We start from the raw sequence: 25,098 nt of genomic DNA on the forward strand, positions 1-25,098 counted from the left end.
TCGCGCCCGGCAGGTCGCGCGACGACCGCAGCAGCCGAAGCCAGTTGCCCGAACTTCGCAAAGACTTAATGGAGTTGGTCGAGGTCGAAGACGGCTGTCACCGGTGCGTGGTCTGACCACCGCTCGGCGTGCGTCTCGGCGCGCTCGACGTAGGCTTCGACGGCCTTGTCGGCCAGCCCGGGGGTGGCGACCTGGAGGTCGATCCTCCAGCCCGAGTCGTTGTCGAAGGCCCGGCCGCGGTAGGACCACCAGGTGTAGGGGCCGGTGCGGTCGGGGTGGAGGCGGCGGACGACGTCGACGTAGCCGGCCTCCTCGTAGACGCGGGTGAGCCAGGCGCGCTCCTCGGGGAGGAAGCCGGCCGACTTCTGGTTGGCCTTCCAGTTCTTGAGGTCCTCCGGGCGGTGGGCGATGTTCCAGTCGCCGCAGACGACGACCTCCCGGCCCTCGGCGGCGGCTCGGGTGCGCAGTTTTCCGAGGTGCACCAGGAACTCCGCCATGAAGCGCTCCTTCTCCTCCTGGCGTTCGGTGCCGACCTCACCGGAGGGGAGATAAAGGCTGGCCACGGTCAGCCCCGGAAGGTCGATTTCGACATACCTGCCCGAATTGTCGAATTCTGCCGACTCGAATCCGACCACCGTGCGCTCCGGCTCCCGCCGCGACAGCACGGCGACGCCCGCGCGGCCCTTGGCGGAGGACGGCGCCCAGACCGCGTGCCAGCCGTCCAGGTCACGCAGCTCCGCGGGCAGCTGCTCGGGCTCCGAGCGCACCTCCTGCAGGCAGATCACGTCCGCCTCGGTGGCCGCCAGCCACTCGACGAAGCCCTTCTTGGCCGCTGCCCGGATTCCGTTCACGTTCACACTCGTCACCACGATCACCCGGGCAGCCTACCGAGCCGGGCGCCCGGCCCGAAGGTCGACGCGGTCGGGCGCCGTCCGGATGTCGGTCTGTCGTGAACGCGGCATGAATCCGTGCGACATCCGCACCAACCGCCGTCATTGGTCTTGACCATCTCCCGACACAGCCCCTAGGGTCACTTACTGCAAAGACCTTTAATAAAGAAGGACGGATAAAGCCCGCTCTCCCACCTGCCGCAACAGCGGACAGCGGGCCGGGTCCGCCCTCCTTTCGGCAGGGCGGACAAAGCAGGGTGGAGGCCACGGTGGGAACGACAGGGCAGCTCACGGCGGTACCGGAACCGAAGTACTGGCACCTGCGCACGGTGCTGCTCCGCGCGATCGACACGGAGTTCTCCACCGGGCAGGTCCTCCCCAACGAGCGCGAGCTCTCCGCCCGCTTCGGGGTGGCCCGGGCCACCCTGCGCCAGGCGCTCGACCAGCTGGAGCTGGAGGGCCGGCTGGTCCGCCGCCGGGGCATCGGCACCCTGATCGCCGCCCCCCGGGTCGGCGTGCCGGTCAACCGCCACGAGGAGGGCTGGCCCGGTACCGCCCGCAGCCAGGCGTGGCGCACCGTCGACTGCACCACCGCCCCGGCCACCGCGCAGCTCGCCAAGGGCCTCGGCATCGCCGAGGGCGCCACCGTGCACACCGTCCGCCGGGTCCGCATGGTCCCGGGCCAGAACGTGGCGACCGAGTCGCTGCACGTGCCGGCCTCCGCACTGCCGCACCTGCCCGGCTTCCGCGCCGAGAGCGACCGCGCCCGTTCGGTGCTGCGCCAGCTGGAGCGCCTGGAGGTCGACGGCGAGTCCCGTTCGGTCGAGCTGGGCGTCGCCGAGGCCGAGCAGGCCGCCCTGCTGGAGCGCCCGCCCGGCTCGCCGGTCCTGGTGATGACCACCCAGTACGCGGCCGCCGGCCGCCTGGTCGCGCTGGCCGTCTCCACCTACCGCGCCGACACCTGCAAGCTCACCTTCGGCGAGACCGGCCTGGTCGAGGTCACCCCCGTCGGTGCCACCGCCGAGGTGCGCACCGCCTCCTGAACCATCTCCCGTACACCCTCAGGCCCAGGCCCGGACGCCCCCACAGGCATCCGGGCCTGAGTCGTTCCACACCTGTGCGGGGCGGACCGGGTCCGCCCGGGGCCCACCCCGGGCGGACCCGCCGTCACCCCCGGGCGGCGCCGCCGGTCGGCGGGTCGACGGCGAAGAGCTGCTCCTCCACCTGGTCGAGCGCCACCCGCAGGGCGCCCATCGCGACGACCTCCGAGCCGAGCGCGGCCAGGGCCACCTCGGGCGCGCGCAGGGTGAACTGGGCGAGGCGTTCGCGCAGCGGTTCCAGCACGCCGTCGAGGCCGGCGGCCCAGCCGCCGACGACCACCAACTGGGGGTCGATCGCCAGCACCAGGGCGGCGACGCTCTGCACCAGACGGGTCAGGAAGCGGTCCGTCGCGATCTTCGCCACCTCGTCACCCTCGCGGGCGAGCTTCAACACCCGGGCGACGGCCGCCTCGTCCAGCGGGTTGAGCGGCTTGCCGGTGGTGGAGAGCAGACGCTCGGGGGTGACCTCCTGGCCGAGCAGGTGCAGCGCGCCGATCTCGCCGGCCGCGCCGCCGAAGCCGCGGTGCAGGCGGCCGTTGATGAGCGAGCCGGCGCCCGGGCTGAGGCCGGCCATGACGAACACGACGTCGTCGGCGCCGACCGCCGCCCCCTGCCAGTGCTCGGCGATGGCGGCCAGGTTGGCGTCGTTCTCGATCATGACCGGGCAGCGGAACGAGCGGCGCAACCGGGCGCCCAGGTCCAGGCCGGTCCAGCCGGGCATGGCGGTGCCGAGCTGGATGGTGCCGTCGCGGTCGACGATGCCGGGGGTGCCGACCCCGACCGCCCACAGGTTGTCCCGGGAGACGCCGGCCTTGCGCAGCACCTCGGCGACCGCCGTGCGGACGGCGCTGAGGCGCTCCTCCGCGTCCAGGGTCTCCTCGATCGGGCGGAAGTGACTGCCCACCACCTGGCCGGTGAGGTCGGCCAGGACGACCCGCAGGTCGTGCACGCCGATCTCGATGCCGAGGATGTGTCCGGCCTCGGCGCGGAAGCGGAACCAGCGGGCCGGTCTGCCGCGCCGGCCGCCGCCCGGCTGACCACCGTTCTGGGGCTGGTCCACCTCGGCGACCAGACCGGTCTCGACCAGCCCCTCGATCACGCCCTCCACCGTGGGCCGGGACAGTCCGGTGTCCCCGACCAGCTGAGTGAGGGTCACCGAGTGGCCGGCCCGCAGCGCCCGAAGCGTGACCGCCGCGTTGATACGCCGCAGCAGCGAGGAGTCTCCTCCGGTGAGCCGATCCGCCAAGACGCTGCCCTTCGCCGTTCGCGCGACAGCCCTGGCGCGCGGTGCCGAGTGCGCGGTGACCACCGAATGTCCCGCGAGAGTCCGCCGCCCGGAACGCGGCACGACAGCGCTGGGCCGCCTGCACCAGACCCGGAGGGCTCGTGCCGGATGCTACCCGGGCCCGGGCCCGGCGGGCGAGCATCTCCGCAGCTCATCCAGGCTTCGGTATCGAAATGGTACGCACCGGGTGGCCGTGCGTGATCCGGGGTTCCATCGCGTCACGGGATGCTCCTGCGACCTCGCCGGCACCGGTGGCCGGTGCCCCCGCCGCTGCGGTCGGGCGCGCGGCCGGCCACCGGAGAACCTCTATGCTGCGGTCATGTTGAACGAGACGCGCGATGGTCGTCCGGGTGCCACGGCGCTGTCCGACCGGGACTTCGTGCGGAGCGAGACCAGCCCCGCGCCGGTGCCCTTCGTTCCGGAGATCAGCCTGCACATGGCGGACGACGCCATCGAGCTCTGGGAGACGACCGAGTCGGCGCGGGGAGAGGTGGGGCTGGCGCCGCCGTTCTGGGCCTTCGCCTGGGCGGGCGGGGTCGGCGTGGCGCGCTACGTGCTCGACCACCCCGAGGCGGTGGCCGGGCGGACGGTGCTCGACCTGGCGGCCGGGTCCGGACTGGTGGCGATCGCGGCGGCGATGCGGGGGGCGCGTTCGGTGCGCGCCGCCGAGATCGACGCCTACGCGGTGGCGGCCATCGGCATCAACGCGGAGGCCAACGGTGTCCGGGTGGTGGCGGCGGTCGAGGACCTGCTGGACGGGGACGGCGCTCCGGCCGAGGTGGTGCTGGCCGGGGACGTCTTCTACGAGCGGGCGATGGCCGCGCGGTTCCTGCCCTTCCTGGAGCGGGCCCGGGCGCGCGGCGCGGTGGTGATCGTCGGCGACCCGGGGCGGGCGTACCTGCCGCGCGGGCGCTTCACGGAGCTGGCCGCGTACCGGGTGCCGGTCGTGGCGGACCTGGAGGACGCCGCGTTCAAGACCACCACCGTCTGGGAGCTCGCCGCACCGGCCGCGTGAGACCGACCGGGACCGGAGCGGGATCGACCGGGACCGGCTGAGACCGACCGGGACCGGCTGAGGCCGGCTGATGCCGCGTGAGACCGGTTGAGGCGGGCCGGGGCCGACGGCGGTCCGTACCGCGAAATTCCCGGCGCTCGGGTCGGGCGCCCTGGTAGACACACCGGCATGACCGCCGACATCGCGCTGCGCACCGCCACCCCCGACGAGATCCCCGCTCTGCTCGCCCTCTGGGCGCGCGCGGCCAAGGGGACCAGCATCACGGACGACGCCGACGGGGTGGCGGCCCTGCTCGGGCGCGACCCGGAGTGCCTGATCGTCGCCACCCCCGCCGACGACCCGGCGACCGTCGTCGGCACGGTGATCGCCGGCTGGGACGGCTGGCGCTGCCACCTCTACCGACTCGCCGTCGACCCGGCGCATCGCCGCCGGGGGATCGGCGCGGCTCTGCTGGCCGCCGCCGAGGCCCGCTTCACCGCTCTCGGCGGTCGCCGCGCCGACGCGATGGTGCTCGACGACAACGCCCAGGGACAGCGCACCTGGCAGACGGCCGGCTACGGGCCGCAGCCGCAGTGGACCCGCTGGGCCAAGCCGCTGGACGCCTGACGCCCGGGGCCCGACGTCCGGGCCCCGACATCCGAGGCCCGACACCGGGTGCCGGTGTCGGGCCTCGTCACGCCGGCACCCCCGTTAGCTCCGATCGGCGGCGTACCGGTTCGCGGGGCGGGCGAGGCCGAGGTGGCCGCGCAGGGTGTCCGCCGTGTAGCCGGTGCGGAAGGCGGACCGCCGCTGGAGTTCGGGGACGAGCCCGCGGGTGACGGCCACGAGGTCGTACGGCAGCTCGCCGGGGCGCAGCCGGAAACCGTCCAGCCCGACCTCCTGCCGCTCCAGCAGCAGATCGGCGAGTTCGGAGGGCGTGCCGGTGAAGATCTCGGCGTCCGAGCGCAGCGGCGAGCCGTTCAGCTCGTCCAGGCGCTCCTTGCGCTCGGCGGCGGCGCGGGGCCGGTCGTCCAGGAACACCAGCAGGTCGGCGAAGACCCTGAGCGGGAAGTCGGCCGGCCGGCCGACCGTCGCCCTCGCCGCCTGGAGGTCGCCCAGGGCCGTGACCGATCCCTCGCGCGAATGCGGGGTGACGAACGCGAGGTCGGCGCCCCGCGCGGCGAGCTCGTAGGGGACACCGGCGTGCGCGAGGACGGCGACCAGTGGCTGGCCCTGCGGCGGGCGCGGCGTGATGGACGGACCGCGGACGCTGAAGTGCTCACCGCTGAAGTCGACGGGGTGCAGCCGGTCGCGGTCGATGAACCGGCCGGTGGCCCTGTCGCGGATCTCCGCGTCGTCCTCCCAGCTGTCCCAGAGCCGCCGCACCACCTCGACCGCGTCGGCGGCCTCGTCGAACAGCGGCCGCAGCCGGCGGGCGATCCCGCCGGGCACGCCGACGTCGGCGGCGGTGATCTGCGGGGTGGTGCGGCGCCCGAAGAGGGCCGCGTCGTCGGCGCGGGAGGAGAGCTGGGGTCGCCAGCCGGCCCGGCCCCGGCTGGCGAAGTCCAGCGTGGCGATGGCGCTGGAGAGGTGGAACGGCTCGGTGTGGGTGACGTTGGTGGTCGGGACGAGCCCGATCCGGGAGGTCAGCGGCGCCACCCGGCTCGCCACCAGGACGGCGTCCAGCCGGCCGCGGACCTGGTCGGTGCGCCGGTCCGGCCCGGTGAGGTCGGCGGACTGGACGGAGAGGGAGTCCTCGAAGGTCACCAGGTCGAGAAGCCCGCGCTCGGCCTCCGCGACCAGCTCGGCCCAGTAGCCGGCGGTGAACAGCCCGCCGGGCCGGGCGCCGTCGGCGCGCCAGGCGGCGGGGTGCCAGCCGGCGCCGTCCAGGGCGACGGCGAGGTGGAGCGGGGGCCGGTGCTGCCGGGTCACGAGGTGGTCTCCTGGGTCTGTCGCCGGGGGGCCCGCAGCCCGAGGTGGTCGCGGAGCGTGCTGCCGGTGTAGTCGGTGCGGTACACGCCCTTCTCCTGGAGGAGCGGCACCACCCGGTCGACCAGCTCGTCCAGCCCGCCGGGCGTGAGGTGCGGGGTGATCACGAAGCCGTCCGAGCCGTCGCTCTGGACGAACTCGTCCATCGCGTCGGCGACTTCTCGCGGGGTGCCGATGAAGGTCTGCCGCCCGGTGACCTCGGCGACCAGCTCCCGGATGCTCAGTCCGCGCTCCTTCGCGCGCTCGCGCCACTTCCGGGCGATCGCGGCCCGGTCGCCGCGGTACATCGCGTGCCCCTTGAGCAGCAGGTTCTCCGGGTCGGGCTCGATGTCCGGCAGTGGGCCGTCCGGATCGTGGTCGGAGAGGTCGCGGCCCCAGATCGCCTCCAGATGGGTGATCGCCGTTCCCGGGCCGACCTGTGCCCGGCGGATCTCGGCGGCGCGCTCGTGCGCCTCCTCGGTGGTGTCGCCGAGGACGTACGTCACCGCGGGCAGGATCTTCAGCTCCTCCGGGGCGCGGCCGTGGGCGGCGAGCCGGCCCTTCACGTCCCGGTAGAAGTCCTGCGCCTCGCCGAGCCGGCTGTATCGGCTGAAGATCACGTCCGCGTCGGAGGCGGCGAACTCCCGGCCCTGCGGGGACTCGCCGGCCTGGATGACCACCGGGTGCCCCTGCGGCGGCCGGGGCGTGTTGAACCGTCCGGCGATGTCGAAGTGCTCTCCCCGGTGGGCGAACTCACCCGCCCCGGCCCGGACGAACCGCCCGCCGGGCTGGTCCGGCGGCAGCTCGTCGGCCGCCCAGCTGTCCCACAACTCCCGCGCTGTACTGAGGAATTCGGTGGCCCTGGAGTACCGGTCCGATTCGGCGAGGAACCCGCCCCGGCGGAAGTTCTCCCCGGTGAACTCGTCCCAGCTGGTCACCACGTTCCAGGCCGCCCGGCCCTCGCTCAGGTGGTCCAGGGTCGCGAGCCGCCGCGCGACCTCGTACGGTTCGTTGAAGGTGGAGTTGACGGTCGCCGCCAGGCCGATCCGCTCGGTCACGGCCGCCAGCGCGCTGAGCACCGTCAGCGCCTCCGGTCGGCCGACCACGTCGAGATCGTGGATCTCGCCCTTGTGCTCGCGCAGTCGCAGCCCCTCGGCGAGGAAGAAGAAGTCGAACTTGCCGCGCTCGGCGGTCTGCGCGAGGTGGCGGAACGAGTCGAAGTCGATCTGGCTCCCCGCCCGGGGGTCGGACCAGACGGTGCCGCTCCCGATCCCGGGAAAGAACACGGCGAGGTGTATCTGCTTACCGGGCACGACGGTTGATCGCCTCCTGTCAGCCCCACGGTCGAGGGTCGACCCATCCTGCGCACGGCCGGCGGTGCGGGGCAACAAGATCCACGATTTGTTCACGGACGGAAACGAACAGCCGTTCCGGTCCGCCGCGGGTGCCCCGGGTGCCGCGGGCGGGGTGGCCGCGATGGGCCGTGACGGGCCCGTGATGGCGATGGGTGGCGAACCGGTGGCTTTCTGTTGCGTGCGGGGCGGGATGCGACTTGAATGGTCCAGACCAAATGGGAGGGAATGACCTATGGCGATTCCACAACGCACCATCGCCCTCGGCACCTTGGGCTTCGGCACGATCGTCGACGAGCAGACCTCGTTCGCGATCCTGGACCACTTCGTGGCGTCGGGCGGCACCGTGCTCGACACCGCGAACAACTACGCGTTCTGGCTCGACGGCGCGACCGGCGACGAGAGCGAGGAGGTGATCGGGCGGTGGCTGGCCAGCCGGGGCGCCCGCGACCGCGTGGTCATCAGCACCAAGGTCGGCGCCCGGCCGACCGTCCCGGGGACCGGCCTGGAGACCGCCGAGGGGCTCTCCGACAAGGCCGTCCGGACAGCGCTGGAGGGCAGCCTCCGGCGACTGGGCACCGACCGGGTCGAGGTGTACTGGACGCACATCGAGGACCGGTCCGTGCCGCTCGCCGAGACGGTGGACACCCTGGCCGACCTGGTGGCGGCCGGGAAGGCCGGTGAGGTCGGGGTCAGCAACCACGCCGTCTGGCGGGTCGAGCGGGCCCGGGCGCTGGCGGGGGACCGGGCGCGGTACACCCACCTGCAGTACCGCTACTCCTACCTCCAGCCCCGTTTCGACATCCCGTTGCCGTCCTCGGCCCACGTCCACGTGACCGGTGAACTGCTGGACTACGTACGCTCCGAGGGGGACCTCCGGCTCTGGGTCTACAGCCCGATCCTCTCCGGCGGCTACACCCGCGAGGACGTGGAGATCCCGGCCGCCTACGACCACCCGGGCACGCCCAGGCGGCTGGCGGCGCTCGGCGCGGTGGCCGAGGAGCTGGGGGTGACGAAGAACCAGGTCGCGCTCAGCTGGCTGCTGGACCACGATCCGCAGATCCTGCCGCTGGTCGGGGTCAGCAGGATCTCTCAACTGGACGAGGCGCTGGGCGCCCTGGAGGTCACGCTCACCGCCGAGCAGCGCCGCCGCCTCGACGAGGCCGCGCTCTGACCTCGGGAAGCACCGGGTGGCCGTGTCGTCCGGCGCGGCCACCCGCACCTCCCGGGGCGCCGCGACCGGGCGCCCCGGCGGGCCACCGGGACGGGGTGACGCCGACTCAACATCCTTGATCGCCACGCAGATCAGGGGGAGCGGCCGTCGCGGCCGGCGGGAGTGCGGGTACCCTGGGGCGGACTTCTTCGAGTGCGGATCGACGAACACCGGGCAACGGGGGGACCATGGCAGGCCAGGCCGCAGGAACGGCAGTGGGGCGGCGGCGCGGCACGGCCGGCCTCGCCACCGGGGTGCTTGCGCTGCTGTTCGCGGTTGCGGGGTGTTCGAGTACCGGGACGGCCGCGGCACCGTCGGTGCGGCCCACGGAGCCGGCCCCGTCCGCTGCTTCGCCCACCGTCCCGGCTTCGCCGACCGTCCCCTCGTCGCCCACCGCCCCGGCGCCGCCCGCACCGCAGCCGACGTCACCGGGCGTCGTGCCGTCCGCCCCGGCCCCCGGGACGCCGTCGGAACCGGCCGGGGCACTCGCCGCGATCTACGGCTGCGAGGGGCGGCCGCTCACCGCGCCCAAGTCCCTCGACCTGGGGTGCGGCAAGGGCTCGGCCCAGCTGGACGGGCTGGTCTGGACGGACTGGGGCGGGCTGAGCCCCACCGCCAAGGGCCGGCTGTGGGAGCAGAACGCGGCCGGCGGCGTCTCCGCGTCGCCCGCCACGGTGACGCTCGGCGGCCTGAGCGGTGGCGACTACACGACGCTGCGCGTCAACGCCCCCAAGGCCGAGCGGGCCAACCTCGAATTCACCCTCGGTCGGTCCGGTCCCGCGCCGAAGGGCTGACGGCAGGAACCGCGGCCCACCGCGCCGAGACGCGGGTCGGGCCGCTCCGGTCCTCACGGCCGCCGCAGGGCGACCCGCAGCTCCTGCCCCCGGTGGTCCGACATCCCCCGCTGGTCCGCGAAGGCGTACCGCTCCACCGCGAGCCGGCGGTCGGTGAACGCCCAGTCCAGCCGCCACAGGTCGCTGCCCAGGACGCCGCCCCAGCTGCCCGGGTAGAGGTCCCCGGAGGCCGACCACGCGTCGTGGAAGCGGGAGCGCAGGCCGCGCAGGTCACCCATCGCCGGGGTGGTGTTGAAGTCCCCCGCGATCAGCAGCGGGTGGGCGTTGTCGGCGGCGTCGGCTTCGAGTGCCGCGTACTGCTCCCGGCGCGCGGCGTCGGCCGTGCGGACCGTGCGGTAGAAGTCGCCGCCCAGCAGTGACTGCCGGGTGTCCACCTGGACGGGGATGTGCACGTTGTAGAGGGACGCCGCCCGGCCGTGGACGTCCACATCGGTGCGGAGCACCTTCTTCGCGGCGAAGGTCACCTCCCACGGAGTACCGGCCGGCAGCGCCGCGCCGACCGGCGGGACGGCCAGCACGGGGAACCGCGAGAGCGTGACCAACTCGCCCAGCACCGCCACCTGGTAGCCGGGGAACTCCCGCCGGATCCGGTCCAGCCGGTCGATCGGCGTCGGGACCTCCGCCACCCAGGCCAGGTACTCCTGGAGCAGGTAGACGTCGGCGTCCTTGCCCCGGAGGTAGCGGTAGAAGGCGTCCGGGTCGTCGGTGGTGTCCCAGTACTCGGTGTTCCAGGAGAACACCGTGAACGCCGGGCCCGGCGCGCGGTCCTGACCGGGGAGCAGTGCCGAGGCGTTGAGGCCCGTGCGGGGCAGCCCGACGAGCAGCAGGACGACCACCACCGGGACCAGCCACCGCCGCAGCCGCCGGGTGACCGCCGCCAGGGCCAGCAGCAGCACCGGCACGGCCAGGAAGAGCAGCGGCGGCGCGAGGTCCGGTATCAGCCAGAACCACCAGCGGCCGCTCAGTAGGAGGTCGAGGAGGAGGAAGACGCCCCAGCCCGCCGTGACGGCGACCAGCAGCCGGGGGCCCAACGAACGCGGGCGGGCGGATTCCATGCCGCGGAGAGTAGCAGGGCAGCGGCGCCGGGGATTTCGCCCGGCCGCGTTCCAATACCGGGACGATACGCGGCCGATATGCCGCCCGCCTGAAATGGCGTCATGACGTTTTCCGTATCGGTCGTCATACCGGCCCACAACTCCGCTCGTACCCTGGGTGCCTGTCTGGACTCGGTGTACGCCCAGACCGTCCCCGTCCACGAGGTGATCGTGGTGGACGACGGCTCCACCGACCGGACCGCCGAGGTCGCCGGGGGCCGTCCGTGCACACTGATCCGGCGCACCCCCAATCGCGGGGTGTCCGCCGCGCGCAATGCCGGAATCGCCGCGGCGACCGGTGACATTCTCTTCTTCCTCGATTCCGACGAGGCGCTGGCGCCCGATTCGGTGGCCAATGCGCTGGAAATCCTGGCGGCCGACCCGGCGTGCGGCTGCGTGCACGGAGTGATCGCGCCGGAACCGCTGTTCGACGACGGCCCGGTCGAGCGTTACCGGGTGCTGCACGCGCACTGGTGGCGGGTGCGCGGCGCGGGTGTCGTGGAGACCGCGTTCTTCGCCCAGGCGGCCGTGCGGCGCGAGGTCTTCGAGCGGCTCGGCGGGTTCGACGAGCGGCTGCGGGACTCGGAGGACCTGGAGTTCAGCGACCGGCTGGCGCCGCACTACCGGATCGTCCTCACCGACCGGGTGGCGGCCCTGCACGACGAGGAGCACCGGCTGTGGCCGCTGCTCGCCGAGACCTTCCGGCGGGCCCTGGTGCTGGTGCCCGCGCTGGCCTCGGCGCGCAGGGGCGGGCGGCGCAACCTGACCGCCAACAGCCCGGCCTCGGTCGCGACCGCAGCCCTCACGCTGGCCACCCTGCCGCTGGCGCCCTGGTACCCGGTGCTGCCGGCCGTCGGGTTGCTCGGCTTCTGCGCCGCCAACGGCCGGTTGCTGGGGTTCGTGGCGCGCCACCGCGGCCCGGCCTTCCTGCCGTTCTTCACCGGCGTCCACTTCCTGGTGATCACCGCCCTGCTGAGCGGCGCCGCGGTCGGCGCGGTGCGGATGCTGCTCCCCGGCGGGGGAGCGGCGACGGGCGCCGCAGACGGGACGGCCGCCGGGCCCGGCACCGGGGCGGCCCGGTGATGCTGGACCGGCTGCGCAAGGTGCTGACCCCGCTGATCGTGCTCGCCGCGCTGGTGGGCCTCGGGCTGATGCTCCGCCACGAGGGCCCGGTCGCCGCCCGGGCGTTCGCCCGGGCGGACGCCCTGCCGCTGCTGGCCGCCTCGCTCGCCGCCAACGTCGCCGGGCTGGTGCTCGCGGTGCACGCCTGGCGGGTGCTGATCCCCGGGGAGCACCCGATCCGGGGGGTGGCCGCGGCGCGGATCTACTTCCTCGGGCAGCTCGGCAAGTACCTGCCGGGGCGGGTCTGGGGTGTGCTCACCCATGTCACCCACGGCCGGGCGGCCGGGGTGCCGGCCGCCCAGATGACGTCCGCGTACCTGCTCAGCCTGGCGCTGACCGTCCTCACCGGGGCGGGCGTCGGCCTGCTGGCGGCTCCGGCCGCGCTGCCGGGGCAGTGGTTCTGGCTCTGGCTGCCGGCCGCGGGCTTCCTCCTCTGCGCCGTCCGGCCGGCCCTGGCCACCCGGCCGGTCGCGGCCGCGGCCCGGCTGCTGCGGCGCCCGGTCGAGGCACCGCCGGACGCCGCCGTCCGCCGGGCGGTCCTGCTGGCGGTCGCCTCCTGGCTGGTCTCCGGCCTGCACCTCTGGTTCCTGGCCCTGGCGTTGGGCGCGTCGGCCGGCGCCTCCCTCGGCCCGGCGGTCGGGGCCTTCGCGCTCGCCACCGTGGTCAGCAGTCTGGCCGTGATCGTGCCGGACGGCTGGGGGGTGCGCGAGCTGACCATCACGGCCGCGCTCGCCACCGTCCTGCCCGGCGGTGCGGCGGCCACCGCGGCGATCGCCAGCCGGGTCGTCTGCGTGGTGGCCGAGCTCGGCAGCTCGGCCGTCGTTCTGGCCTGGGCCCGGCTCAGGTCCACCCCGATGCGAGAGGAAGCCCGTGTACACCCTTGACGACGCCGAACGGTTCGAGGTCCGTGAGGTGCACGACCTGTACCGGCGGTACGTGAACAAGAGCCAGGTCTCGCTGATGACCTCCTTCGGCTTCGGCCGGGAGCTGGTCGCCGAGGCGCGGGGCGCCCATCTGACCCTCACCGACGGCCGCCGGATCCTGGACGTGACCGGCGGCGTCGGCGTGCTCAACCACGGTCACAACCACCCGCGGATCCTGGCCGCCCGCGAGCGGTTCGCCCGCGAGGGGCGGATGGAGGTCCACAAGACGTACTTCTCGCCGTACCTGGCCGCGCTCAGCCACAACCTGGCCGAGGTGCTGCCCGGCGACCTCAGCATGTCCTTCCTGCCCAACTCCGGGGCGGAGGCGGTGGAAGGGGCGGTGAAGCTGGCCTACAAGTACCACGACGGCAGGCGCGGGACGGTGCTGCGCGCGGACTGCGCCTTCCACGGCAAGCTGCTCGGTTCCGGCGGGCTCACCGGCCAGAGCCAGTTCGCCTTCCCCACCATCCCGGGGATCGACACCTTCACCTACAACGACCTCGACTCCGTCCGCCGCGCCGTGGACGCCCACCCCGACGACGTCTACGCGATCCTGATCGAGCCGTTCAGCGCCTCCACCATCCAGGCCTGTTCCGAGGAGTTCCTGCGCGGGCTGCGGGAGTTGTGCACCCGGAAGAAGATCGTGCTGATCTTCGACGAGATCTACACCGGCTGGGGCAAGACCGGCACCCTGTTCCACTTCATGCGCTACCCGGGCCTGATCCCGGACGTCCTGACCACCTCCAAGTCTTTCGGCGGCGGCAAGTCCTCGATCTCGGCGTTCGTCGCCCGCGAGCCGGTCTTCCGCAAGGCGTACGACAACCTCGGCGACGCGCTGCTGCAGTCCACCTCGACGACGTACTACGGCTTCGGCGAGGAGTGCGCCACCGCGCTGGAGGCCGTGAACATCGCGATCGAGGACGACTACCCGGCGCGGGCCCGGGCGATCGGCGCGGTGCTGGCGCCCGGACTGGCCAGGCTGGCCAAGGAGCACCCGGAGACGATCGGCCGGGTGGAGGGTGCCGGCGCGCTCTGGGGCGTGTTCATCGAGGGCGGCCCGAGGATCCTCGACCTGGTCGCCAAGCTGGCGCCGGGCGGGATGGCCCGCGACCCGAGGTTCAAGACCAAGCTGGTCACCTGCGCGGTGATCAACGCCCTCTACCAGGACCACGGCATCTTCGCCTACTACACCCTCAACGGGCGCAACCCGCTGATCATCGGCCCCTCGCTGGTCACCGAACCCGCCGAGGTGGAGCGGACGGTCGAGGCGCTCGGCGAGGTGCTCGGCAAGGGGCTCGGCCACCTGGTGACGCGATTCCTCAAGCAGAAGGTGAGTTCCCAGTGGTGATCACGATCACCGGCGCCGCGGGCATGCTCGGCTCCCGGCTCGCCGAGCGCCTCCTCGCGGACGGCCACCACGTCCGCGGGGTCGACCTGCGGCCCGGCCCCGGCGTGGCGGTGGTCGGCGACATCCGCGACCCGGCGGTGATGGCCGGGGCGCTGGCCGGCGCCGACGTGCTGGTCCACGCGGCGGCCGCCCTGCCCAGCTACCCCGACGAGCAGATCCGTTCGATCATCGTCGGCGGCACCGAGAGCGTGTTCGCCGCCGCGCGCGCCGCCGGCACGCCCCGGGTCGTGCACATCTCCTCGACCGCCGTGTACGGCCTGCCCACGGTGGTCCCGACCCCCGAGACGCACCCCCGCGAGCCGGTCGACACCTACAGCCGGGCCAAGGCCGCCGCCGAGGAGATCGCCGAGCGCCACCGCGCCACCGGGATGTGCGTGCCGATCCTGCGGCCCAAGACCTTCGTCGGCCCGGGCCGGATGGGCCTGTTCTCGATGCTGTTCGAGTGGGCGGAGGAGGGCCGGAACTTCCCCGTGCTCGGCCGTGGCGACGTGCGGATCCAGATGTTCGGCATCGACGACCTGGTCGACGCCGTGGTCACCGTGCTCACCGCGCCCGAGGAGGTCGCCAACGACACCTACAACCTGGCGGCCGCCGAGTTCGGAACCCTGCGCCAGGACTTCCAGGCCGTCCTGGACGCGGCGGGCCACGGCAAGCGGGTCGTCGCGCTGCCCGCCCGGCCCGCCCTGACCGTGCTGAGCACCCTGCAGAAGGCCAGGCTCTCGCCGGTCTACGGGAGGCTGCTGCACAAGCTGATGGAGGACTCCTACGTCAGCATCGACAAGGCCGGTGAGCGGCTCGGCTTCGCCCCCAAGCTGTCCAACCGGGACGCGATCCTGCGCACCTACGACTGGTGGCGCACCGCCCGCCACGACCGTCCGGCGGGCAGCCCGACCGGTCGGACCAGCCGGGACCCGTGGAGCCAGGGCCTGTTGTCCGCCGTGAAGATCTTCTTCTGAGGGAGCGCGCGATGACCTTCCTGAGCGAACAGACGGAGTCCCGCCGGCGCGGCGCCACCTCCCGGCTGCCGGCACCGCTGGAGCTGCTCCGGCCGGGCCAGTGGCCGAAGAACCTCCTGGTGGTGCCGCTCTCCCTGCTCGGCGCCGACCTGGAGTGGGGGATGGCGGCCCGGGTGGCCGTCACCACGGCCGCGTTCGTGCTCGCCTCCTCGCTGGTGTACGTGGTCAACGACATCGCCGACGTCGAACGGGACCGGCGCCACCCGGTCAAGCGCCACCGTCCGCTGGCCTCCGACCGGGTGGGACTGCGGACGGCCGTGGCGCTGATCGTGCTGCTGGCCGGGCTGCTCGTCCCCGTCCTGCTGCTCTCCCGGCCCGCCGCGGTCTGGCCGGTGCTGCTCTACCTGGTGGTGAACGGCGCCTACAGCTGGAAGCTGAAGCACCTGCCGCTGCTGGACGTGTTCATCGTCGCCACCGGGTTCGTGCTGAGGCTGCTCGGCGGCTACGGCGCGGGCGGCCGGCCGGTCGCCGCCTGGCTGGTGTTCACGGTGCTGACGCTGTGCCTGGTCCTGATCGTGGGCAAGCGGCGGCACGAACTCGGCGTGGCCGGCAGCGGCCACCGGCCCGCCCTGGTCGGCTACTCGGCGCATTTCCTGGACCTCGTCCTGGTGCTCTGCTCCGGGCTGACCGTGGTCGGCTACCTGCTCTTCCTGCGCACCGAGTCGGGCTTCGCGGCCGGGGCGCTGCTCACCGCGCCCTGCGCGCTGCTCGCGCTCTTCCGCTACCTGCAGATCGTGGTGGTGCAGAGCGAGGGCGGCAATCCCGTGCGGACCCTGCTCCGGGACCGCGTGATGCTCACCAACTCCTCGCTCTGGGCCGGTCTGCTGCTGGCCTTCCAGCTGCTGTGACCCGACGCCCCGCCGGGCGCCTTCGTCCCCCCGTGCCTCGACGTCCCCTCGTGTCCCGAACTCCGAACTCCGAACGAGGTTCCATGTCCACACCCACACCTCTCGTGTCGGTGGTCGTCCCGATGTACAACGACAGCCGCACCGTCGACCTCTGTCTGCGCTCGGTCCTGGAGCAGAGCTACCCGGCCGTCGAAGTGATCGTCGTGGACGACGCCAGCACCGACGACTCCGCCGAGCTGGCCGCCGCACACGCCGTCACCCTGGTCCGGGCCGAGCGCAACGGCGGCCCGGGCGGCTCGCGCAACCTCGGGGTCCGGCACGCCGCCGGCGAGATCCTCTTCTTCCTGGACGCCGACCTGACCATGCATCCGGACGCCGTCGCCCGGGCCGTGGAGATCTTCACGGAACACCCCGAGTACGGCGCGGTGTTCGGCGTCCCCGACAAGGAGCCGCTGTTCCCCGAGGGCGCCGTCGGGCAGTACCGGATCCTGCAGTACCACTACTGGCGCAAGAGCGCCGAGGGCCTGGTCAGCGGCGGCTTCTACGCGCTCGGGGCGGTGCGCAGGTCGGCCTTCCTGGAGGCCGGCTGGTTCAACGGGGCGCTCCGGCAGACGGAGGAGATCGACCACGCCGAACGCCTCGCCGCGCTCCACCCGATGCTGCTCACCTCGCGGATCCGGGGCCGGCTCTCCGACGAGAGCCGGATGCGGCCGCTGCTGCGGAAGGCCTTCGTGCGCAGCCGGCTGCGGGTTCCGTTCTACCTGGGCCGGGGCCGGGCGATGCAGGGGATGGAGACGCCCGGCCGTGCGGTGGCCTCGGCGCTGGCCGGGCTGGCGGTGGCGAGCCTGCCGCTGATCGTCTGGCAGCCGCTGACGGCGCTGATCACGGTCCTGGCGGTGGCCGGCTTCGTGCTGACCGACCTCGGCCAGTACGGGTTCGTCCGGCGGGAGCGCGGGCTCGGCTTCCTGGCCTTCTTCACCCTGGCGCACCTGCTGGTCAACGCGGTCGTGCTGGCGGGCCTGGTGGCCGGGCTCGCCCAGTTCGCGGTCAGCGGCCGGTTCCGCCGGATGTACACCCTGGACGCCGCCCTGACCCGCGACGGCGACGGCGCCGCCGACGGTGGCCCGGGCGGCGTGGGCGGCGGCGGAGGCGGGGGCGAGACGGTGCCGGGCGCGGCCGCCGAGCCGCCGACCCGGGCCCGTCGGATCGCCCGGCGGCTGCGCACCTGGTACGGGTGGTCCCTGATCGCCCTGGCCGCGCTCTGGCTGTTCTACGCGGTGCTGCGCCGGTCGGTCAGCGGCCGCTGGCACTGGGCCATCCTGCTCGACGCCACCCCGCCGGTGTTCCTGGTGGCGATCCCCCTGCTGCTGCTGGTCGCCAGTGCCGCCGCCTGCGGCCGCCGCCGCCGCTGGGCCGCCGCGCTCGCCCTGCCCCCGCTGTTGCTCGCCCTGGTCACCGGCTCCGGGCTGAACTGGCCCGCGCTCTGGCACGGCGAGCGCACGGTACCGGCCGGCGCGCTGCACGTCGTCTCGTTCAACACCCAGTACTGGGCCGCCTCCACCGACGTGGACCGGCTGTACGACCTGGTGCACCGGCAGAACGCCGACGTCTACCTGTTCCAGGAGCACGTGGTCTGGCAGGCCGGCCGCGGCGAGGACGGTTACCTGCGGCTGGACGACGACGCGCGGCTGGCCGCCGAGTTCCCCGGCTACCACATCGCCCGGCGGGGCGAACTACTCACCGTCTCCCGCTTCCCGATCGTGGCCCAGCCGGCCGTCGGGACGGGCGCCGAGCTGGAGCCGGACGCCCCGTTCGGCCGGGTCTTCGCCCGGGACAAGGTGCTGCGCACCGACCTCCAGGTCGGGTCGAAGGTGTTCAGCGTCTACAACGTGCACGTCACCGTGCCGCTCGCCCCCGACCTCGACCCGTTCTCGGACTTCGACTTCGACTCCTACTTCCGCCGCAAGTTCGACTGGCGCCGGGCGGAGATCCGCGGCCTGGAACAGGATCTGGCCGGCAACCCCCACCAGGTGCTCATCTCGGGCGACTTCAACGCCAGTGCGTCGATGCGCGACCTGGACGGCCTGCGCGACCGGGCGGACGACGCGATCCGGGCCAACAACGACTTCCTGCCGCTCAGTTGGAAGTTCTCCGCGCCGGCCGGCTTCGACTGGGACAGTGCGGTCAACCGCTCCTTCCCGTTCTGGCGACTGGACTGGAGCTTCACCGTCGGCCCGGTGCGGGTGCACCGCTACGACTTCCGGCCGACCGACGGCATCTCCGAACACCGGCTGCAGGACCTGTGGCTCTCCCTCTGAAAGGAACAACGATGGTGCTCAAGGATCTGCGGACGGCCGTCCGGACCGCCTCCGGTGTCGAACTGCTGGAGCGGCTGCCCGTGTTGCGCCGGCCGGTCGACTGGCTGGCGGAGCGGCCGGTCCTGCACGGTCTGACCCTGTGGGCGTTCGGGCTGCGCAAGCCGCTCTTCTGGGACCACGTCGTCACCCCCGAACCCCGGGCCGAACTCGCCGAGGTGCGTGCGCTGTTGGAGCAGAACCGGGAGCGCTACGCGAAGCGGCTGACCGGCTTCCTGGAGCTGACCGAGCTGCTCCGGGGGATCCCGCTGAGCGGCACCGCGGCGGGCTCCACGCCGTACTGGAACAACGGCTGGTTGCCCCCGCTGGACGCGCTCTCGCTCTACGGCTTCCTGGCCGAGGAACGCCCGGCCCGGTACCTGGAGATCGGCTCCGGCAACTCCACCAAGTTCGCCCGCCGGGCGATCGAGGACCTCGGGCTGGGGACCAGGATCACCTCGATCGACCCGGCCCCCCGCGCCACCGTGGACCGGCTCTGCGACGAGGTGATCCGCACCCCGCTGCAACACGCGGACCTCGGGGTCTTCGCCGAACTGGAGCCCGGCGACCTCGTGTTCTTCGACGGGTCGCACCGGCTGCACATGGGCTCGGACGTGGCGGTGTTCTTCTTCGAGGTGCTGCCCAGGCTCAAGCCCGGCGTGATCGTGCACGTCCACGACATCATGCTGCCGGCCGACTACCCGCACTCCTGGCGCTGGCGGCACTACTCGGAGCAGTACCTCCTGGCGGCCCTGCTGACGGCCGCCCCGGAGCGCTTCGACCTGGAGCTGCCCGACGCCTTCGTCCACGCCGACCCGGAGCTGCGGCAGATCGCCGAACCGCTCTGGCGCGCCCTCGGCGTCCGGGACCACTACGAGCCGGGATCGTTCTGGTGGCGCCACGCGGGCTGAACACCCCCCTACCGACGGTGAGTTGGCTGGCGGAGGCGGTGCCACCGCGGTCAGGCCTGCACCGGGCACCGGGACGGGTGGACGGCATCACCCGCCCGGGCCCGCTGCCCGGTCGTCGCGGGCTCCCCGGGGAGCTCCACCGCGGTCAGGCCCAGCAGGATCCCCCGTTCCAGAGCACGCAGTTCGGGCCCGGGCTCGATGCCCAACTCCTCGACCAGGACGGTACGGAGCCGGCGGTACACCGCCAGCGCCTCGGCGGTGCGGCCCGACCGGTGCAGGGCGAACATCAGCTGCGCGTGCAGGTGTTCGCGGAACGGATGCGCGCAGACCAGCTGCTCCAGCTCGCCGACCAGGTCCTGGTGCCGGCCCAGGCCGAGCTCCAGCCGGATCCGCTCCTCGACGGCGCGCAGCCGGTTCTCCTCCAGCCGGCGGGCCCAGGCCTCCACCGGCGGGCAGGCCAGGCCCGCCATCGCCGGCCCGGTCCACCGGGACAGGGCCCGGCGCAGGCCCGCGATGGCCTCCTCCGGTTCGCCCTGGGCGGCCAGCAGACGGGCCCGGGACACCTCCTCGTTGAACACGGAGGCGTCCAACTCGCCTGCTCCGAACCGGAGTCGGTACCCGTTCGGATGGGTCTCGATCACGGTCGGAGCGCCCGCCTCGGCGAAGGCGCGGCGCAGTTGGGAGACGCAGATCCGGATCTGTGTCCGGGCGCTCGCGGGCGGTGCGGGGCCCCAGACGGTGTCCACCAGGCGGTCGAGCGGTACGACCCAGTTCGGGGTCAGGGCGAGGGTCGCCAGGACGATCTTCGACCGCCTGCCCCCGAGCGGCACGGTGGTTCCGTCGACATCGACACGAAGTGGTCCCAGGACATGCACGAGCACAACAATCTCCCCCGTATGAAGCTGTCACCTGTGCCGAAGTCCCGCTGCGGAAGCGGAGTTCGCCCCGCCGCCGGGGCGCCGCTCGCAGCATGGTATAGACCTATAAACGTGTCAAGGGCATCTCAAGTCCGCCCGGGCGGCTGGAGCCGCCGGCTGCCGCGGGGCTCGGGGGGACGTGCCGTACGGGGGTGGCGGTGACGTTCCTGGCCATGGGTTCCCGGGGTGCGGGGTGGGGATTCGCCGTGCGTGGACCCGCGCAGCCCCGCCCGGCCGGGGCACCGGCGGCCGGCTCGACGGGGTGTCACATCGAGGGCTCGCATCGGGGGCGCCAGGTCCGGGGTGTCACAGCGGGGGCGCCACGTCCGGGCTGTCACAACGAGGGGGCCGGCTCGGAGCGGGCACGCCGGGGCGCATCGGGGGCGTCATGTCGCGGGCGGGCGGCCCCGGTCGATTCCGGGGGCGCCCGCCCGCGCGCTCAAGGGGCTAGGACAGCGCCTGGCCGGCGACCGGTTCGTGGGTCCGGGCGAAGGCCCGGGCGTCCCAGGTGCCGCCCAGCTCCGGCGCCAGCGAGGCGGCGGCCAGAGCGGCGAAGTCCGCAGCGGTGCCCGCGCGTTCCGGCAGGGCGCCGAGCAGGGGGGCGCCCGCCGACCGCGGCAGGTCGGCGAGGTTGCAGCGCTCGGCGAGCCCGGGCAGCTGCGGCCAGGAGCCGACGACCACCCCGGTCAGCGGCAGCTCGCGGGCCCGGAGCGCCTCCGCCGTGAGCGAGACGATGTTGAGCGTCCCCAGCCCCGCCGAGGCCACCAGCAGCACCTCCGCCGCCAGGCCGGCCCCGATCACCGCCCGGGCCTGGTCCGCCAGCGTCCGGCCCTCGTCGTCGAAGTGCACCAGCAGCCCGCCGGCGCCCTCGACCAGGACCAGGTCGTGCGTCGCGGCCAGCTCGGTGACCGCGGTCGCCACCTCGGCGGGCGACACCGGGGGCAGCCCGGCCCGCCGCGCCGCCGTGTTCGGCGCCAGCGGCTCCGGGTAGCGGGCCAGTTCGCGCGTGGTGAGCGCGCCCGCCAGCCGCCGGACGTCGTCGACGTCGCCCGGCTCGCCGGCGGCCAGGCCGGTCTGCCCCGGCTTCAGCACCGCGACCCGTGCGCCGCCGCGCAGTGCCGCCGAGGCGACCGCCGCCGTGGCGACGGTCTTGCCGACCTCGGTGTTGGTGCCCGTGACGAAGAGGATCCGCGCGCTCATCCGGCCACCGCCGCCGCCGTCACGGCCGCGGCGATCCGCGCCACGTCGTCGTCCTGCGTCACGTACGGCGGCATCGTGTAGAGGAGGTCCCGGAAGGGCCGCAGCCAGACGCCCTCCCGCGCGGCCGCCTCGGTGGCCGCCGCGACGTCCACCGGGTGGTCGAGCTGCACCACGCCGATGGCGCCCCGCACCCGCACGTCCCGGACCCCGGGCAGCTCGGCGGCGCCCGCCAGGCCGTCCCGCAGGCCGCCCTCGATCCGCTTCACCTCGACCTGCCAGTCCTGGCCGAGCAGCAGGTCGATCGACGCGTTGGCGACCGCCGCGGCCAGCGGGTTGCCCATGAACGTCGGCCCGTGCGCCAGCACCGGCATCTCGCCCCGGCTGATCCCGTCCGCGACCTCGGCGGTGCAGAGCGTGGCCGCCATGGTGAGGTAGCCGCCGGTCATCGCCTTGCCCAGGCACATCACGTCCGGCGAGACGCCCGCGTGGTCGGCCGCGAACAGTGCGCCGCTGCGCCCGAACCCGGTGGCGATCTCGTCGAAGACGAGCAGCACCCCGTGCCGGTCGCAGAGCTCGCGCAGCATCCGCAGGTAGGCGGGGGAGTGGAACTGCATCCCGCCCGCGCCCTGCACCACCGGCTCGACGATGACGGCGGCCAGTTCGTCCGCGTGGCGTTCCATCAGCGCGGCGAAGTCCGCGGCGTAGGCGGCGTCCAGCGGCGCGTCGAAGCCGGCCGGCGGCCGCGGTGCGAAGAGCTGGCCGGGCAGCACGCCGCCCCAGAGGTGGTGCATGCCGCCCTGCGGGTCGCAGACCGACATCGGGTGGAAGGTGTCCCCGTGGTAGCCGCCGCGCCAGGTGAGCAGCCGTCGCTTGGCGGGCCGCCCGACGGACTGCCAGTACTGGAGGCACATCTTCATCGCGACCTCGACCGCGACCGAGCCGGAGTCGGCCAGGAAGACGTGCCGCAGCGGCTCCGGCGTGATCTCCACCAGCCGGGCGGCCAGCCGGACGGCGGGCTCGTGGGTGAGCCCGCCGAACATCACGTGGCTCATCCGGCCCAGCTGGTCCCGCACCGCCTCGTCCAGCACCGGGTGCCCGTAGCCGTGGATCGCCGCCCACCAGGACGACATTCCGTCGACCAGCTCGCGTCTGCCCGCGACGGGCTCGGCGAGCCGCAGCCGCACCCCGGACGCCGATTCGACGACGTAGGGGGTGACGGTGCCGGGCATCGGACCGTACGGGTGCCAGACGTGCGCCCGGTCGAGGGCGAGGAGGGTGTCATGGGGCAGCTGAGCCATGGTGAGTCTTTCGCTGGGAACGGTCAGGCGTTGGGTGCCAGCTCGGTGCCGGCGCCGCGCCTGCGGACCCGGACGAGGTCGCTGCGCAGCCCGTCGTCGGCGTTCGCCCCGACGGCGTCCTCGGCGGCCTCGGTGACCGCTGCGGCCACCGTCTCCTCGACGGCCGGGGCGGCGTGCCCGCCGCACGGCCCGCAGCCGCCGCCCGTCCCGCACGCGCCGCCCTCGGCGGCGGCCGCGATGTCGGCCCGGTGCCGGGGCAGGGTGGCCTCGCCGGCCCCCTCCACCTCGAAGCCCGCGTCCTTGATCATGTCGAGGTCGGCCTGGCCGGCCTGGCCCTCACTGGTCAGGTAGTCGCCCAGGAAGATCGAGTTGGCGATGTGCAGGCCCAGCGGCTGCAGCGAGCGCAGGTGGACCTCGCGCCCGCCCGCGATCCGCACCTCGACGTCGGGGCAGACGAAGCGGACCATCGCCAGGATCCGCAGGCAGCGCTGCGGGGTGAGGTTCCACTCCTTGGCCAGCGGGGTGCCCTCGAACGGGATGAGGAAGTTGACCGGCACCGAGTCCGAGCCCAGCTCGCGCAGCGCGTAGACCACGTCCACCAGGTCCCCGTCGCTCTCGCCCATGCCCGCGATCAGGCCGGAGCAGGCGGACAGGCCGGCGCCGTGCGCCTTCTGCACGGTGTCCACCCGGTCCGCGTAGGTGTGGGTGGTGGTGATGTCGCCGTAGGTGCCCTCGGAGGTGTTGAGGTTGTGGTTGTACGCGTCGGCGCCGGCCGCCTTCAGCCGCTCGGCCTGGTTGGCGGAGAGCAGGCCCAGGCAGGCGCAGATCTCGACGGCCGGGTCGGCGTCCTTGATGGCCGAGATGGTGTCGGCCACCCGGTCGATGTCACGGTCCGTCGGGCCGCGGCCGCTGGCCACCAGGCAGACCCGCTTGGCGCCGCCGGCGACGCCCGCCCTGGCCGCCTCGGCGGCCTGGTCCGGCTTCAGCCAGGTGTACTTGAGGATCTCGGCCTTGGAGCCCAGCCGCTGCGAACAGTACGAGCAGTCCTCCGGGCAGAGCCCGCTCTTCAGGTTCACCAGGTAGTTGAGCTTGACCCGGCGGCCGAACCACTGCCGGCGCACCCGCCCGGCGGCCGCGACCACGTCCAGCAGCTCGTCGTCGGTGGTGGCGAGGACGGCCAGGGCCTCCTCGCGGGTGGGGATTTCCCCGCGCAGGCCCTTGGCGGTGAGGGTATCGAGCAGATCCATGGGGCTGATCCTGCCTGTTGGCCGTCGGGCGACGCCAGAGGAAACCCACCAGAAGATCCCCGGGAGGATGTGCGAGTTGTCACAGTGTCACAGCTCACAGTAGTGGTGCAGGTCACGTCGCCGCCGGCGGTGGTTACCGATCGGTAGCGCGAGTGATCGTCAACGGCCCGCCCCCGTGATCTCCACCACCCGAGCACTGCTTAGAATCTGCGCCATGACCACGCAGGGGGAGCGCACCCCGTCATCGGGTGACCAGGAACAGCAAGCCGTCGGCCGGCCGGCCGGGGCCTACCGGGCGCCGGCCGGGAGAATCGGCGCCCGCCGGGTCGTGGGCTGGGTCGTGGTGGTCGGCGTGGTGGCCGCCGGCGGCTGGATCATCACCCGCCCGACGCCCGGCGACTGGATACCCGGCCTCGGCCCGGCCAGCAAGGACGCCTCCAGCACCCCGCCCGTGGTCGGCAGCCCGCCGCCGCGCGCCGCGACCGACCCCGAGGGCCTCAACGTCGACACCCTCTTCCCCGCGCAGCGGCTGATCGAGGTCGGCGGCTACAAGGGCCGCCGCTCCGGCGTGCGGCAGGGCGAGAACTGCTCCGAGACCCTCCAGGACCGCACCCAGGACCTGCTGCGCGACAGCGGCTGCCAGTCCTACCTCGCCGTCAGCTTCGCCGGCCAGGACAAGCCGGTGCTCAGCAGCGTCACCCTGTTGCGGTTCCCCGACCAGGCCGCGGCGGCGCGGGCCGCCGAGGCCCTGCGGGCCAAGCCGGGCGCGCTCGCCTTCATCCTCCAGGACGCCTCCACCGCCCCCGCCCAGCCCGCCGGCACCGCCAAGCCCGGCTCCGAGCAGCGCGTCGAGGCGGTCGGCCACTACGTGACCGTCACCAGCTCGCGGCCCGTCGAGCCGCACAGCGCCCCGCCCACCGCCTCGGTCGCCCCCTCCCCGGCCGGCGTGCCGACCACCGCGGCGCCCGTCGCCGAACAGGTGCTCGACGAGGCCACCCGGGCGATCTCCTACTCGGCCGGCGCGCCCTTCATCTGGATGTGACGCGGCGGCGGGGGCCCCCCCCGGGGGGCCCCGCGGAGCGCGGCGGCGCGGCGGCGCGACCG

General features: G+C 73.7%; 22 protein-coding genes. 13 read left to right on the plus strand and 9 right to left on the minus strand.

Annotated features, from left to right (window positions below):
* Positions 1-65 precede the first annotated feature (65 nt).
* Positions 66-866: an exodeoxyribonuclease III gene (locus ACFVYI_RS13070; RefSeq protein ID WP_387884515.1), complete on the minus strand. Its 801-nt coding sequence runs from the start codon at positions 864-866 to the stop codon at positions 66-68.
* Positions 867-1,159: 293 nt separating this feature from the next.
* On the opposite strand from ACFVYI_RS13070, the gene ACFVYI_RS13075 reads away from it, so the two are divergent.
* Complete coding sequence (locus ACFVYI_RS13075; protein ID WP_387884306.1) at positions 1,160-1,933, plus strand: GntR family transcriptional regulator; 774 nt, start codon at positions 1,160-1,162, stop codon at positions 1,931-1,933.
* 124 nt (positions 1,934-2,057) lie between these two features.
* Here ACFVYI_RS13075 and ACFVYI_RS13080 read toward each other — a convergent pair whose 3' ends face one another.
* Positions 2,058-3,236, minus strand: coding sequence for an ROK family protein (locus ACFVYI_RS13080; protein WP_387884308.1), 1,179 nt, complete (start codon positions 3,234-3,236; stop codon positions 2,058-2,060).
* 358 nt (positions 3,237-3,594) lie between these two features.
* Here ACFVYI_RS13080 and ACFVYI_RS13085 point away from each other — a divergent pair, with 358 nt between their 5' ends.
* Positions 3,595-4,290, plus strand: coding sequence for a class I SAM-dependent methyltransferase (locus ACFVYI_RS13085; RefSeq protein WP_387884310.1), 696 nt, complete (start codon positions 3,595-3,597; stop codon positions 4,288-4,290).
* A 168-nt stretch (positions 4,291-4,458) separates the two neighbouring features.
* Positions 4,459-4,896, plus strand: a complete 438-nt coding sequence (locus tag ACFVYI_RS13090; RefSeq protein WP_387884312.1) for a GNAT family N-acetyltransferase — start codon at positions 4,459-4,461, stop codon at positions 4,894-4,896.
* 84 nt (positions 4,897-4,980) lie between these two features.
* Here ACFVYI_RS13090 and ACFVYI_RS13095 read toward each other — a convergent pair whose 3' ends face one another.
* Together ACFVYI_RS13095 and ACFVYI_RS13100 are read right to left on the minus strand one after the other, a co-directional pair.
* Positions 4,981-6,201: an LLM class flavin-dependent oxidoreductase gene (locus ACFVYI_RS13095; RefSeq protein WP_387884315.1), complete on the minus strand. Its 1,221-nt coding sequence runs from the start codon at positions 6,199-6,201 to the stop codon at positions 4,981-4,983.
* Positions 6,198-7,550, minus strand: coding sequence for an NtaA/DmoA family FMN-dependent monooxygenase (locus ACFVYI_RS13100; protein WP_387884318.1), 1,353 nt, complete (start codon positions 7,548-7,550; stop codon positions 6,198-6,200). Before ACFVYI_RS13100 ends, ACFVYI_RS13095 begins: the two co-directional genes overlap by 4 nt.
* 274 nt (positions 7,551-7,824) lie before the next feature.
* Between ACFVYI_RS13100 and ACFVYI_RS13105 the strand changes: the two genes are divergently transcribed.
* Both ACFVYI_RS13105 and ACFVYI_RS13110 read left to right on the plus strand, forming a co-directional pair.
* Positions 7,825-8,763 (plus strand): aldo/keto reductase, encoded by a 939-nt coding sequence (locus tag ACFVYI_RS13105; protein WP_387884320.1) that lies wholly within the window; start codon positions 7,825-7,827, stop codon positions 8,761-8,763.
* A gap of 476 nt (positions 8,764-9,239) precedes the next feature.
* Positions 9,240-9,596, plus strand: a complete 357-nt coding sequence (locus tag ACFVYI_RS13110; RefSeq protein ID WP_387884322.1) for a hypothetical protein — start codon at positions 9,240-9,242, stop codon at positions 9,594-9,596.
* Positions 9,597-9,649: 53 nt separating this feature from the next.
* Here ACFVYI_RS13110 and ACFVYI_RS13115 read toward each other — a convergent pair whose 3' ends face one another.
* Positions 9,650-10,711: an endonuclease/exonuclease/phosphatase family protein gene (locus ACFVYI_RS13115; RefSeq protein WP_387884324.1), complete on the minus strand. Its 1,062-nt coding sequence runs from the start codon at positions 10,709-10,711 to the stop codon at positions 9,650-9,652.
* A gap of 102 nt (positions 10,712-10,813) precedes the next feature.
* Here ACFVYI_RS13115 and ACFVYI_RS13120 point away from each other — a divergent pair, with 102 nt between their 5' ends.
* From ACFVYI_RS13120 to ACFVYI_RS13150, 7 genes are all read left to right on the plus strand, one after another.
* Positions 10,814-11,833: a glycosyltransferase family 2 protein gene (locus ACFVYI_RS13120; RefSeq protein WP_387884326.1), complete on the plus strand. Its 1,020-nt coding sequence runs from the start codon at positions 10,814-10,816 to the stop codon at positions 11,831-11,833.
* Positions 11,833-12,756 carry a lysylphosphatidylglycerol synthase domain-containing protein gene (locus ACFVYI_RS13125; RefSeq protein WP_387884329.1) on the plus strand — a complete coding sequence of 308 codons (924 nt, stop codon included), beginning with the start codon at positions 11,833-11,835 and terminating at the stop codon, positions 12,754-12,756. Before ACFVYI_RS13120 ends, ACFVYI_RS13125 begins: the two co-directional genes overlap by 1 nt.
* On the plus strand, positions 12,743-14,143 hold the full coding sequence (locus tag ACFVYI_RS13130) for an aspartate aminotransferase family protein (protein WP_387884332.1): 1,401 nt from the start codon (positions 12,743-12,745) through the stop codon (positions 14,141-14,143). The genes ACFVYI_RS13125 and ACFVYI_RS13130 overlap by 14 nt, the downstream gene beginning before the upstream one ends.
* The gene (locus ACFVYI_RS13135) at positions 14,137-15,159 is read left to right on the plus strand and encodes an NAD-dependent epimerase/dehydratase family protein (protein ID WP_387884335.1); all 1,023 of its coding nucleotides are present in this window, start codon (positions 14,137-14,139) and stop codon (positions 15,157-15,159) included. Before ACFVYI_RS13130 ends, ACFVYI_RS13135 begins: the two co-directional genes overlap by 7 nt.
* Before the next feature lie 11 nt (positions 15,160-15,170).
* On the plus strand, positions 15,171-16,067 hold the full coding sequence (locus tag ACFVYI_RS13140; protein WP_387884337.1) for a UbiA prenyltransferase family protein: 897 nt from the start codon (positions 15,171-15,173) through the stop codon (positions 16,065-16,067).
* Between the two features lie 83 nt (positions 16,068-16,150).
* Positions 16,151-18,385 (plus strand): glycosyltransferase, encoded by a 2,235-nt coding sequence (locus ACFVYI_RS13145; RefSeq protein WP_387884339.1) that lies wholly within the window; start codon positions 16,151-16,153, stop codon positions 18,383-18,385.
* A gap of 11 nt (positions 18,386-18,396) precedes the next feature.
* On the plus strand, positions 18,397-19,332 hold the full coding sequence (locus tag ACFVYI_RS13150; RefSeq protein WP_387884342.1) for a class I SAM-dependent methyltransferase: 936 nt from the start codon (positions 18,397-18,399) through the stop codon (positions 19,330-19,332).
* Positions 19,333-19,382: 50 nt separating this feature from the next.
* Here the strand turns inward: ACFVYI_RS13150 and ACFVYI_RS13155 are convergent, their stop codons facing one another.
* The 4 genes from ACFVYI_RS13155 to bioB all read right to left on the minus strand — a co-directional run bounded on the left by ACFVYI_RS13155 (position 19,383) and on the right by bioB (position 23,994).
* Complete coding sequence (locus tag ACFVYI_RS13155; protein WP_387884345.1) at positions 19,383-20,213, minus strand: BTAD domain-containing putative transcriptional regulator; 831 nt, start codon at positions 20,211-20,213, stop codon at positions 19,383-19,385.
* A 483-nt stretch (positions 20,214-20,696) separates the two neighbouring features.
* Positions 20,697-21,449, minus strand: coding sequence for a dethiobiotin synthase (gene bioD, locus ACFVYI_RS13160; RefSeq protein ID WP_387884347.1), 753 nt, complete (start codon positions 21,447-21,449; stop codon positions 20,697-20,699).
* On the minus strand, positions 21,446-22,747 hold the full coding sequence (locus ACFVYI_RS13165; RefSeq protein WP_387884349.1) for an adenosylmethionine--8-amino-7-oxononanoate transaminase: 1,302 nt from the start codon (positions 22,745-22,747) through the stop codon (positions 21,446-21,448). Before ACFVYI_RS13165 ends, bioD begins: the two co-directional genes overlap by 4 nt.
* Before the next feature lie 23 nt (positions 22,748-22,770).
* Positions 22,771-23,994: a biotin synthase BioB gene (bioB, locus tag ACFVYI_RS13170; RefSeq protein WP_387884350.1), complete on the minus strand. Its 1,224-nt coding sequence runs from the start codon at positions 23,992-23,994 to the stop codon at positions 22,771-22,773.
* A 214-nt stretch (positions 23,995-24,208) separates the two neighbouring features.
* Here bioB and ACFVYI_RS13175 point away from each other — a divergent pair, with 214 nt between their 5' ends.
* On the plus strand, positions 24,209-25,036 hold the full coding sequence (locus tag ACFVYI_RS13175) for a hypothetical protein (protein WP_387884352.1): 828 nt from the start codon (positions 24,209-24,211) through the stop codon (positions 25,034-25,036).
* The last annotated feature ends 62 nt before the right edge of the window (positions 25,037-25,098 follow it).

Source organism: Kitasatospora sp. NPDC058218 (assembly GCF_042882445.1).
Classification (GTDB): Bacteria; Actinomycetota; Actinomycetes; order Streptomycetales; family Streptomycetaceae; genus Kitasatospora.

Bases quoted from the DNA above. Each gene is read 5' to 3' on its own strand.
- ACFVYI_RS13085 (WP_387884310.1), top strand. From the start codon at position 3,595: ATGTTGAACGAGACGCGCGATGGTCGTCCGGGTGCCACGGCGCTGTCC.
- ACFVYI_RS13175 (WP_387884352.1), top strand. From the start codon at position 24,209: ATGACCACGCAGGGGGAGCGCACCCCGTCATCGGGTGACCAGGAACAG.
- ACFVYI_RS13165 (WP_387884349.1), bottom strand. From the start codon at position 22,747: ATGGCTCAGCTGCCCCATGACACCCTCCTCGCCCTCGACCGGGCGCAC.
- ACFVYI_RS13150 (WP_387884342.1), top strand. From the start codon at position 18,397: ATGGTGCTCAAGGATCTGCGGACGGCCGTCCGGACCGCCTCCGGTGTC.
- ACFVYI_RS13105 (WP_387884320.1), top strand. From the start codon at position 7,825: ATGGCGATTCCACAACGCACCATCGCCCTCGGCACCTTGGGCTTCGGC.
- ACFVYI_RS13140 (WP_387884337.1), top strand. From the start codon at position 15,171: ATGACCTTCCTGAGCGAACAGACGGAGTCCCGCCGGCGCGGCGCCACC.
- ACFVYI_RS13115 (WP_387884324.1), bottom strand. From the start codon at position 10,711: ATGGAATCCGCCCGCCCGCGTTCGTTGGGCCCCCGGCTGCTGGTCGCC.
- ACFVYI_RS13090 (WP_387884312.1), top strand. From the start codon at position 4,459: ATGACCGCCGACATCGCGCTGCGCACCGCCACCCCCGACGAGATCCCC.
- ACFVYI_RS13120 (WP_387884326.1), top strand. From the start codon at position 10,814: ATGACGTTTTCCGTATCGGTCGTCATACCGGCCCACAACTCCGCTCGT.
- bioB (WP_387884350.1), bottom strand. From the start codon at position 23,994: ATGGATCTGCTCGATACCCTCACCGCCAAGGGCCTGCGCGGGGAAATC.
- bioD (WP_387884347.1), bottom strand. From the start codon at position 21,449: ATGAGCGCGCGGATCCTCTTCGTCACGGGCACCAACACCGAGGTCGGC.
- ACFVYI_RS13125 (WP_387884329.1), top strand. From the start codon at position 11,833: ATGCTGGACCGGCTGCGCAAGGTGCTGACCCCGCTGATCGTGCTCGCC.
- ACFVYI_RS13145 (WP_387884339.1), top strand. From the start codon at position 16,151: ATGTCCACACCCACACCTCTCGTGTCGGTGGTCGTCCCGATGTACAAC.